Origin of the sequence: Lysobacter enzymogenes (assembly GCF_900106525.1) — a bacterium.
Lineage (GTDB): Bacteria > Pseudomonadota > Gammaproteobacteria > Xanthomonadales > Xanthomonadaceae > Lysobacter > Lysobacter enzymogenes.
This window is the reverse complement of record NZ_FNOG01000016.1, coordinates 46,546-56,719: the sequence shown is the minus strand read 5'-3', so window position 1 is coordinate 56,719 and position 10,174 is coordinate 46,546. Positions and strand designations below refer to the sequence as shown.

General features: G+C 68.3%; 7 protein-coding genes. 2 read left to right on the top strand and 5 right to left on the bottom strand.

Annotation, left to right across the window (positions count from 1 at the left end; genetic code table 11):
• Positions 1 to 767: 767 nt before the first annotated feature.
• Positions 768 to 896 carry a hypothetical protein gene (locus BLU84_RS27990; protein WP_267889202.1) on the top strand — a complete coding sequence of 43 codons (129 nt, stop codon included), beginning with the start codon at positions 768 to 770 and terminating at the stop codon, positions 894 to 896.
• Between the two features lie 111 nt (positions 897 to 1,007).
• Here the strand turns inward: BLU84_RS27990 and recG are convergent, their stop codons facing one another.
• From recG to BLU84_RS25100, 5 genes are all read right to left on the bottom strand, one after another.
• Positions 1,008 to 3,125, bottom strand: a complete 2,118-nt coding sequence (gene recG / locus BLU84_RS25120; RefSeq protein ID WP_074873701.1) for an ATP-dependent DNA helicase RecG — start codon at positions 3,123 to 3,125, stop codon at positions 1,008 to 1,010.
• 141 nt (positions 3,126 to 3,266) lie between these two features.
• Positions 3,267 to 3,533, bottom strand: coding sequence for a hypothetical protein (locus BLU84_RS25115; RefSeq protein ID WP_074873699.1), 267 nt, complete (start codon positions 3,531 to 3,533; stop codon positions 3,267 to 3,269).
• A gap of 85 nt (positions 3,534 to 3,618) precedes the next feature.
• Positions 3,619 to 6,042 carry a TonB-dependent receptor gene (locus tag BLU84_RS25110; RefSeq protein WP_074873697.1) on the bottom strand — a complete coding sequence of 808 codons (2,424 nt, stop codon included), beginning with the start codon at positions 6,040 to 6,042 and terminating at the stop codon, positions 3,619 to 3,621.
• 117 nt (positions 6,043 to 6,159) lie between these two features.
• On the bottom strand, positions 6,160 to 7,329 hold the full coding sequence (locus BLU84_RS25105; RefSeq protein ID WP_074873719.1) for an SO2930 family diheme c-type cytochrome: 1,170 nt from the start codon (positions 7,327 to 7,329) through the stop codon (positions 6,160 to 6,162).
• An 18-nt stretch (positions 7,330 to 7,347) separates the two neighbouring features.
• Positions 7,348 to 8,583, bottom strand: coding sequence for a parallel beta-helix domain-containing protein (locus BLU84_RS25100; RefSeq protein ID WP_074873695.1), 1,236 nt, complete (start codon positions 8,581 to 8,583; stop codon positions 7,348 to 7,350).
• A 169-nt stretch (positions 8,584 to 8,752) separates the two neighbouring features.
• Between BLU84_RS25100 and BLU84_RS25095 the strand changes: the two genes are divergently transcribed.
• Positions 8,753 to 9,820: an AraC family transcriptional regulator gene (locus BLU84_RS25095; RefSeq protein WP_083383098.1), complete on the top strand. Its 1,068-nt coding sequence runs from the start codon at positions 8,753 to 8,755 to the stop codon at positions 9,818 to 9,820.
• Positions 9,821 to 10,174 lie beyond the last annotated feature (354 nt).

The window sequence follows — 10,174 nt, the reverse complement described above, 5'->3', positions numbered from 1 at the left end:
CGCAATCGATGTGATGTCGAAGCACTGCACACGGTGCGGTACGTAGCGTGTTCACTGCGATGCGATCGTGCCTGATTCATCCAACGTCCCTGTTTCGTATACCGTCGTTCTGCGAATCCGTTCGCGCTTCAGGCCGATGAACGAACATCGCGAGAACGCCTGTTTTTCAGCGGTTTTCGCGCCATGTGACCTTGCCCGTCATTCTTCGACGCACAAGGAACGACGTTGCTAATCACCGCCGCATTGTGAGCGTTATCACGCACTTGTCTTCAGCTAATTCATATCGCAATCGGATCGACGATCTGCGACGAAGAGCGCTATCGCTTGTACGCCGTGCCCACAACGCGAACATGATTTCGTACTGTCACGCCGCAACGACTACGGACGACGACTCTGCCTCGGCATTGTTTCCAAAGCTGCGACAGCCACGCACAAGCGCTCGATTCAGGCCGCCGCGATCGCGATCGCCAGTCGCCATCACTTCCGCAACGTGAGCGCTATCACGCATCGCCGTGTCGTCGCGAAGGTCCGACTTCGCAGCAACGATTGGCGGCGACGCGCGTTGACACGCTGCAACCGGCTTCGTCGTTCGCTCATCGCCCCGCGAGTGAGGTAGACGACAAAAACGCGAACGACCGGACGCTGCGCGCGCGCGAACGATGCAACGTGCTTGCTGAATGCGCGGATCGGGAGCGCGCGCTGCACTGCATCAATCGTGCGGCGTTCGAAAATTGCGCGCACCAACCGACGCCTGCCCTGTTACGCGAATGCCGCTGACGCGCATCGGCGGCGACGGCACGGCCAGCGTTCGCGAACGCACGACGAGCATTGCGCTGCGCGGAAGATTCGCGGCGATCAGAAAAAATTATCTAAAGGAGAAAATCGCGAGCTGGTGAGGACAGGCCGCGATGGCGCAGGCGACGGCCGCGCTTGCCGCGACTACATCGCGCGATGCGCCGCCGGCGCGGCGGCGCATCGGTTCGCCGAGCGCGACGCCGCGCCGAGGCTCAGGCCGAGGCGTAACGCGCCGCGCCGCCGACCCAGCGCGAGACGATGCGGTCGGCCAGTTGCGGCGATTCGGTCAACAGGCGCTCGCCGAGTTCCTGCACCAGCGGCAGCAGGTCGGCGTCGCGGCTAAGGTCGGCGACGCGGAAACCGGCCAGGCCGGTCTGGCGGGTGCCGAGCAGTTCGCCGGGGCCGCGCAGTTCCAGATCCTTCTGCGCGATGACGAAACCGTCGTGGGTCTGGCGCATGGTCTCCAAGCGCTGCCGCGCCAATCCCGACAGCGGCGATCGGTACATCAGCACGCAACTGGACGCGGCGCTGCCGCGCCCGACCCGTCCGCGCAGCTGATGCAACTGCGCCAGGCCCAGGCGCTCGGCGTTCTCGATGATCATCAGTGACGCGTTGGGCACGTCGACGCCGACTTCGATCACTGTGGTCGCCACCAGCAGGTCGAGTTCGCCGTCCTTGAACGCGCGCATCGTCTCCTGCTTTTCTTTCGCCTTCATCCGTCCGTGCACCAGCCCCACGCGCAGCGGCGCCAGTTGCCTGGACAATTCTTCGAACGTGCTCTGCGCGGCCTGCGCGACCACTTCGTCGGATTCGTCGATCAGCGTGCACACCCAATAGGCCTGGCGGCCTTCGGCGCAGGCGGTGCGGATGCGCTGCACCAGCTCGGGCCGGCGCTCTTCGCTGAGCGCGACGGTCTGCACCGGCGTGCGTCCGGGCGGCAGTTCGTCGATCGCCGACACATCGAGGTCGGCGTAGGCGGTCATTGCCAGCGTGCGCGGGATCGGGGTAGCGGTCATCACCAACTGGTGCGGCACGATCGCGTCCTCGCCGACCGCGCCGCCGGCGCCCTTGTCGCGCAGCGCCAGACGCTGGTGCACGCCGAAGCGGTGCTGCTCGTCGACGATGGCCAAAGCCAGATCGTGGAAGGCCACGCCTTCCTGCATCAGCGCGTGGGTGCCGACCACGACCTGGGCGCTGCCGTCGGCCACTTGCTCCAGCGCCTGCTTGCGCGCCTTGCCGGTGACCTTGCCGGCCAGCCAGACCACGCCGATGCCGAGCGGCTCGAGCCACTTGCGCAGATTGTTGAGGTGCTGCTCGGCCAGCAGTTCGGTCGGCGCCATCAGCGCGGCCTGGCGGCCGTGCTGCACCGCCAGCATCGCCGCCAGCGCGGCGACCACGGTCTTGCCGCTGCCGACGTCGCCCTGCACCAGCCGCAGCATCGGCGAGGGCTTGGCCAGGTCGGCGCGGATTTCGTCGAACACCCGCCGCTGCGCGCCGGTGAGCTTGAACGGCAGCGACTTGCGCAGCTTCTCGGCCAGCGCGACCTGCTTGAGCGGCCGCGCCTTGTGCGCCTGCTGGCTGATGCGCTGGCGGCGCAGGCTCAGGTGGTGGGCGAGCAATTCCTCCAGCGCCAGCCGCCGCTGCGCCGGATGGCGGCCGTCGATCAGCGCGGCCACATCGGCGTCGGCCGGCGGGCGGTGCACGGTCAGCAACGCTTCGCGCAGGGTCGGCAGTTGCAGGCGCCGGCGCAGTTCGTCCGGCAGCAGTTCCAGCGCGGCCTCGTCGGGCAGGCGGTCGAGCGCGTAGCCGATCAGCTTGCGCAGCATCGCCGGGCCGATGCCCTCGATGGCCGGGTAGACCGGGTCCAGCGACTGGCCGAGTTCGACCTCGTCGTCGTCGCCGAGCATGCGGTAGCTGGGGTGGACGATCTCCAGCCCGTGCTGGCCGGGCTTGGGCGTGCCGTACAGCCGCACCCGCGCGCCGACCTGGAACTGCGCGACCTGGGCGGCGCGGAAATGGAAGAAGCGCAGCACCACGTTGCCGTGCGAGTCGTCGCCGACCGCCACCCGCAGCATCGGCCGGTAGCGGAAGCCGCGCTCGACCGCTTCCACCCGCCCCTCCACCTGCGCCGGCACGCCGGGGCGCAGGCCGCGGATCGGGGTGAGCTGGGTGCGGTCCTCGTACTGGCGCGGCAGTTGCAGCCAGAAATCCTGCAGGGTCAGCAGCCCGCGCGCCGCCAGTTTTTCGGCCAGGCGCGGCCCGACCCCGGGCATGCGCGGCAGCGGTTGCGTTTGCAGATCGACGGCAGGGCCGTCCGGGTGTCTTGCCATGCGCTAAGGATGCCGAGAACGCGCGCAAACCAAAACCCCGCGGGGCTTACGCGGCGTGGCGCGTCGCGGCCGGCGGCGGCGTTTGCGGGCCGCGGATCGCGGATCCCCCGCGCCGAGCTTGCGCGCCTGCGTCGGCCCGGCTCAGGCGCCGACGATGTTCAACACCAATCCCAGCGACGCCAGCATCGCCAGCGCGGCGACCGCCGCGGCCACCGCTACGGCAGCCCACAGCCCCCGCCCCTGCCCGCGCGAGACCAGGAACGACAGCCAGGCCGCGGCCGCCATCGCGCCGTACATCCACGCCGAGGTGGCCGGCAGCGGCGGAACCCGCAGTGCCACCGCCAACACCGCCAGCGCCGCGCAAGCGACGATGGCGAAGTGGGCGCCCCATACCTTCAAAGCTTTCATCGCGCGCGCGTCCTTGTCGGAGGGAACAGCGCGAGACCCGCCGGAGCGGGCCTCGTGCCGTGTCGCGGCGACCTTACAAGAACCCTCAGTACTTGGCCATGAACTCCACGCCGTAGGTGCGCGGCTCGGTCACGCGCGCGCCGACCGTGCCGAGCACGTTCTTGCCGTAGGTGCCCAGCGAGTTGATGTACTGGTTGTCGAACAGGTTGTTGCCGTACACCGCCAGGCCCCAGCGGTCCTGCGGCGAGGTCCAGGCGATGCGCAGGTCGGTGCGGTTCTGCGCCTCGCCCAGGTCCAGCGCCGGGCTCACCCCGCAGCGGTTCTGCGCGCGCGACTCCTCGCTGCAACGCACCTTGCCGCGATAGGAGTGGCGCAGCGACACGTTGATGTCGCCGTTGGCCTCCATCGGGATGCGGTAGTACAGCCCGCCGGCCGCCGACCAGTACGGCAGGCCGGTGGGATCGCCGCTGGCGTCGATGCCGTCGGAGGTGACGTAGTTCTTGTAGGTCGAGTCGATGAAGCTGGCGTTGAAGTCCAGGCCGAAGTTGTCGGTGGCCTGCCAGCGCATGTCGAAGTCCAGGCCGTAGGCTTCCAGGTCCGAGGTGTCGATGACGAAGCGCGGGATGTCGGTGCTGCTGTCCAGCCGCACCGCCTGGCGGTTGTCGTAGACGTAGTAGAACAGCGAGGCGTTGAGCTGGATGCGGTGCTGCGGGAACGAGGTCTTGATGCCGGTCTCCAGGTTCCACACGTCCTCGTTCTCGAAGCTGCTGCCGATCTGCAGCGAGTTGAAGCCGCCGGCCTTGTAGCCCTTGGCCAGCGAGGCGAACACCATGGTCTCGTCGCTGAGGTGGTAGTCGACCACGAAGCGCGGGCTCAGGTCGCTCCAGCTGTTGGAGGTGCGGCGCAGGATGCCCTTGTTCATCATCGCCGGCGGGTCGATGAAGGCGACATCGAAGACGAAGAAGTCGCGCGGGATGCCGATCACCTGGAACGCGCCCAGCGCCTGGAGCTGGTCCAGCGCAGCGTCGAGCCCCGGCGCGGAGCGGTGGTTGTTGAGCCAGCTGAACTTCTTCTCGTCGCGGGTATAGCGCAGGCCGACGGTCAGGTTGAGCTTGTCGTTGACGTGCCAGATGACGTCGCCGAACACCGCGTAGGCCTTGGTGTCCAGGGTGTTGCGGAAGGTCTCGTTCCAGTCGTGGCCGCGCAGGCGGATCGGGATGCCGAGCGCGGCCAGGCCGGCGTCGACCTCGCCGAACAGGTAGCCGGACTGGGTCGGCGCCATGCCCAGGTTGTGCACGATGGTATCGACCGAATCGGTGGTCGCATTGACCTCGCTGGTCTGGCGCGCGCGTTCGTCGAAGTAGCTGGCGCCGGCGACCCAGTCGAGCTTGTCGGTGCTGCCGTTGAACTTGAACTCCTGGTAGAAGCTGCGGTTGCTCTCGGTGTTGGTCGAGTCGACGTAGAGATAGCGGCGGTTGGTGCCGTCCTCTTCGACCCGGTTGACCGAGTCGTAGTCGCGCCAGGAGGTGGTCGAGGTGAAGCCGCCCCAGTCGGTGCCGTGGTCGACGATCAGGGTCACGCCGTCGAAGCGGCGCGATTCCTCGTTGCCTACGGCGTCGCTGACGGTGCCGATCTTGCGCGGGTCCAGATACGCGCGCTCGTTCACCGGCAGCGGCGGCAGGCCCGGCGCCGTCGGCAGCGCGACGATGCCGGTGGTGGCCTGGCCGAGCTGGTCCAGGCTCTCGTGGTCCCAGCTGATCAGTGCGCTGGTGCGCTCGCCGAAGCGGGTCTTGAACGCGGCGCGGGTGGCCCAGTTGTTTTCCGGGTTGAGGTCGCGGCCGGTTTCGGCGTCCTGGATCCAGCCGTCGGCATGGTTGACCAGGGCGTTGAAGCGGAACGCCGAGTCCTCGCTGACCGGCAGGTTGAGCATGCCGTCGACGTACTGCTTGCCGTAGTTGCCGATGCGCAGCTTGGCCTTGACTTCGGTGGCGGCGGTGTCGGGCTTGCGGGTGATGATCGAGATCGCGCCGGCGGCGGTGTTGCGGCCGAACAAGGTGCCCTGCGGGCCCTTGAGCACTTCGATGCGCTCCACGTCGGTGAACGGCAGCAGCACGCCGCCGCCGCGGCCGGCGTAGACGCCGTCCACGTACACGCCCACCGCCGGATCGGTGCCGATGCCGAAGTCGTCGGTGCTGATGCCGCGCAGCTCGAAGCTCGGCTGGGTCGGCTGCAGGCTGTCGACCACCAGGCCCGGCACGAAACTGTCGAGGTCGCCGAGGTCTTGCGCGGCGACGTCGTCGATGAGTTTGTCGGTGACCACCTGCAGGGCGATCGGCACGTCCTGCAGTTCCTGCTCGCGGCTCTGCGCGGTGACGGTGATCTTGTCCAGTTCCTTGGGCCCGGCCTCCTGGGCGAAGGCGGCCGGTGCGGCCAGGACGAAAGCGCTGCCGCACAGGGCGGACAGCACGGCATGGGTCGCAATGACCAAGCGGTGTTTGCGCAACGACATCGAAAGCTCTCCCCTCTCGTTCGTTCTTGCGTTCGTCGGTTCGTAGCGGCGCGTTCGTCCGAGGCGCCTGTTTTTCTGCGGTGTTGCGGTGGTTCCCCCTGTCCTGCGGACCGCGGCTCAGCCGCACTGCCCCTGTTGCGCGGCGATCCAGTCGCGGATCAGTTTCACGCCCTCCTCGTGCACCACGCTGCGGCCGAGCTCGGGCATCATCACCGAGGGATCGTCGCTGCGCATGCGGTAGATCAGAATCGATTCGTCCGGCTTGCCCGGCACCACGCCGTAACGATGGTCGCCGGTGCCGTGGCCGGCCGCGATCGGCAGCTTGCACCGGCCCAGTCGCAGCGGCTCCTGCGTCGCCGCATTCAACCACAGGCCCGACGTGTTGCCCGGGCCCTTGGGGCTGTGACAGTGGCCGCAGTTGATGTCGAGGTAGGCGCGGGCGCGCGCTTCCAGCGGCGCGGCGGGGTCGCGCCAGTTGGCGTCGCGCGGCGCCTGCTGCGGCGCGGGCGCGCCCTTGAGGTAGCCGGCCTGGGTCCAGCGCGCGATCTGGTTCTGCAGCCCGTCGTCGTAAGCGAAATCGCGATTGAGGTGGCGCGCCTTCGGGCCGATCGGATGCAGCGCCTTGGACTTCATGTCGGTGCCGTGGCAGCCGGCGCACTGGTTCTGATCGGGCACGGCGTAGTCGGCGCTCTCGCGGCCGCCGTCGGCGGCGACCAATTCCAGCGACACCAGTTCGCCGCCGCGCATCAGCTTCGCCTGGGTCTGTTCGCGATTCCACACGTACGGCAACGCCACCCAGCCGCTGTCGCGGCGCAGCAGCAAACGGGTTTCCACCAACCGCACCTTGCTCAGTTCCAGGCCGCCGCCGCGCAGGTCCGGGCCGTCGTCGTAGCTGCGCAGCACCGCGTCGCCTTCGCCGCGCGGGTAATAGAAGGTCTTGCTGAAGACGGTGCCGACCGGAAAATCGAACTCGTTGTCGGGATCGTAGCTCGCCGCCTGCCCCTTCGGCATCCACAGCGTGCGCAGCTTATGCGCGTAGTCGGAGAACAGCGCGGTGTTGAGGTCGTACGGCAGCACCTCGCGGTTGAGCTGCAGGCGGCCGCCGGCGACGCGCAGCAGGTTCCACTCGGCCAGGTCCGCAGGCTGGCCGTCGGCGAAGAAACGCACCGGCGCCCACGGCGCGTCGGCGGCCAGCGGCGCGTCGGCGCTGGCCGTCGGGGCCGGTTCCTGCGGCTTGCTGCACCCTGCGACCAGCAACGACAACAGCACTGCGAAGACGTAACGCATCGACATTCCCGACATCGCTCAACCGCGCTTGAGGTCGATGGCCGGCAGCTTCGGCAGCTCGCACGCGTAGGGCTTGGTGTCCTGGCTCGGGTTCTTGTAGCCGCCGGGCCCGTCGGCGTTGACCACGCCGGACACTTCGCGGATGCAGATCTGCGGCCCTTCCTTGCGCTGCGCGTTGGCGTAGCCGTCCCACAGCACATCGGGGAAATGCCCGCTGAGCCCGTACAGCGCGGTCTTGAGCGCCTTCAGGTCGAGCCCGTCGGGCGACTCGCCGCCGCCCTTGAGCCGGTTGCCGTAGATGTTGATGCGTTCGGGATAGGGATCGAAGTCCTTCGACGCCTTGTCGTCCTTGTAGCCGGTGGAGTAGACGCTGGAGACGATGATGTTGGTGGTGGCGTTGTCGCTGATGTCGTTGTCGAAGATCTCGACATCGTCGTTGGAGTTGATGACCACGCCGCTTCCGGCCGGCACGCTCGCCACCGGCGTGCCCTTGGCGCCGAAGTTGGCGGTGTTGTTCTTGAACACCTGGTTCTTGTAGACCCGGATCGCCCCGCCCTGCTGCGACAGCGCCGGCATGTTGAACACCAGGATGCCGCCGGTGTTGTTGGTGGCGATGTTGTCGTGGACGTCGGCGTTGACGGTGTTCTCGATCTCGATGCCGGCGACGTTGAACTCGGCGCGGCTGTTGCGCACGATCACGTCGCGCGACTGGCCGACGTAGATGCCGGCGTCGGACGCGCCGATCGCCACCGAGTTCTCGATCAGCACGTTGCGGGTCTTGACCGGATACAGCCCGTAGCCGCCGTTCTTGGTGCTCGGCCCGCCGGTCCACTCCACCCGCACGTTGCGGATGGTGATGTGCTCGCCCTCGTTGACCTTGAGGCCGTCGCCCTTGCTGTCCTCGATGGCGATGTTCTCGATGACGAAATTGCTGGCGTTGACCAGCAGCCCTTCGGCGCCGGCTTTCTGGCCCTTGAAGCTGAGCACCGACTTGTCCGGTCCGGCGCCGCGGATGGTCACGCCGTCCACGCGCAGGGTCAGGCTGCGGTCGAAGCTGTACCGCCCGGGCGGCACCTCGATCACGTCGCCCGGTTTGGCGTCGAGCAGCTTGGTGCGGAAGGCGTCGGCGAAGCCCGCATCGCCCGCGGCGACTTGCGCGGTCGGCGTGTGCTGGGCCTGCTCGGGGCCGCAGGCGGCCGCGGCGAGGGCCAGAGCGAGGACGCAAGCGCGCAACGGCAACTTCGGCTGATTCATAAGTCTCCCCGGGACGGTGGCGGCGTCGTGGCGCGCGTGTTGCAGCGCGGCATGCCGACGGTGGCTAAGCGATGAGTCTCCGCCGCCTGCGCGAGCGCGCGCGAGGGCGATTGCGGCACACTAGGGGGGCATTCGCGGTCAACCGTGCGGCCAAGTATCGTGAGGGGCGATGCGTCAGCCATCCGAACCAAACACCGACGCCAGCGGCGGCGACGTCGCGCTGATGTCGCCCAACCTGTTGTGGGGTCTGCTGGAAACCGCGGACCGGATCGGCGCGCCCAGCGACGACTGGTTCGCCGGCACCGGCCTGAGCCGCGCCCAGGTCAGCGACCCGGGCGTGCGCCTGCCCGACCGGCCGACCGCGATCGTGATCGAGCGCGCGCTCAAGGTGCTGCCGCCGAGCATCGGTCTGGACATCGGCCGGGTCCAGCACGTGGGCAACTTCGGCCTGCTCGGCCTGGCCATGACCACCGCGGCCACCTTCGGCGAGGCGCTGCAGATCGGTCTGCGCTTCACGCCGGTGGTCGGCAGCCTGATGCGCTTCGTCGAAAGCGCGTCCGAGTCGGGCACGCTGGCGCTGGCCGGGCAGATGACCATCGCCTTCCCGTCGATCCACCGCTTCGTCACCGAAGAGTTCTTCAGCAGCTGCCTGGCGCTGGCGCGCGGCCTGGTCGGCGACAAGCTGCGGCCGCAGCGGTTGGAGTTCAGCTATCCCGAACCGGAATACCGCGACCAATACGAAGCGGTGTTCGAGTGCCCGCTCGCCTTCGACCAACCGCAGGATCGCCTGGTGCTCGATGTGGACTGGCTGGCCGCGCCGCTGCCGACCCACAACCCCATCGCCTCGAAACAGGTGCTGGCGTTGTGCGAAGCGCAGATGCCGTCCGGCGCGGTGCCCGGCGAAGCCACCGCCGCGGTCGAGCGCCTGCTGCGCGCGCAGTTGCCGCAAGATCCCAAGCTCACCGACATCGCCGCGCAGATGCACGTCAGCGAGCGCACCCTGCGCCGGCAGCTGACCGGCGAAGGCACCAGCTTCCACCAGATCCACGACCGCCTGCGCATCGACCGCGCCTACGCGCTGCTGCGCGAGCGCGGGCCGAGCATCGCCAGCGTCGGCGCGGCCATCGGCTACAAGGACCCGCGCGATTTCCGGCGCGCGTTCAAGCGGTTGACCGGGGAGACGCCGCGCGCCTTGCGCGAGAAGCTGTGGGCGGAGATGGCGCGGGAGCGTAGGTAGCGCCTGTCATTGGCTGTGGTTGGTTCCGGCGGTGGGCGAGCTACGCCGTGATCGGAGTGGCGCGGTCGCGGCTTGCGCCGCTCCTACAAGGGCTACGGCGGCTTCGATTCCGACTGTAGGAGCGACGCGAGTCGCGACCGCGAGGCCGCAACTGCGATGAAACCTTCGACGTAGCCGCGATGGCGCGGTCGCGGCTTGCGCCGCTCCTACAGGGGGCTAAGGCGGCTTCGATTCCAACTGTAGGAGCGACGCAAGTCGCGACCGCGAGGCCACAACTACGATGAAGCTTTCGACGTAGCCGCGATGGCGCGGTCGCGGCTTGCGCCGCTCCTACAGGAGGCTTCGGCGGCTTCG

Excerpts from the sequence above, each read along its gene's own strand:
- BLU84_RS27990 (WP_267889202.1), top strand. The coding sequence starts at position 768 with ATGCCGCTGACGCGCATCGGCGGCGACGGCACGGCCAGCGTTCGCGAA.
- recG (WP_074873701.1), bottom strand. The coding sequence starts at position 3,125 with ATGGCAAGACACCCGGACGGCCCTGCCGTCGATCTGCAAACGCAACCG.
- BLU84_RS25115 (WP_074873699.1), bottom strand. The coding sequence starts at position 3,533 with ATGAAAGCTTTGAAGGTATGGGGCGCCCACTTCGCCATCGTCGCTTGC.
- BLU84_RS25110 (WP_074873697.1), bottom strand. The coding sequence starts at position 6,042 with ATGTCGTTGCGCAAACACCGCTTGGTCATTGCGACCCATGCCGTGCTG.
- BLU84_RS25105 (WP_074873719.1), bottom strand. The coding sequence starts at position 7,329 with ATGCGTTACGTCTTCGCAGTGCTGTTGTCGTTGCTGGTCGCAGGGTGC.
- BLU84_RS25100 (WP_074873695.1), bottom strand. The coding sequence starts at position 8,583 with ATGAATCAGCCGAAGTTGCCGTTGCGCGCTTGCGTCCTCGCTCTGGCC.
- BLU84_RS25095 (WP_083383098.1), top strand. The coding sequence starts at position 8,753 with ATGCGTCAGCCATCCGAACCAAACACCGACGCCAGCGGCGGCGACGTC.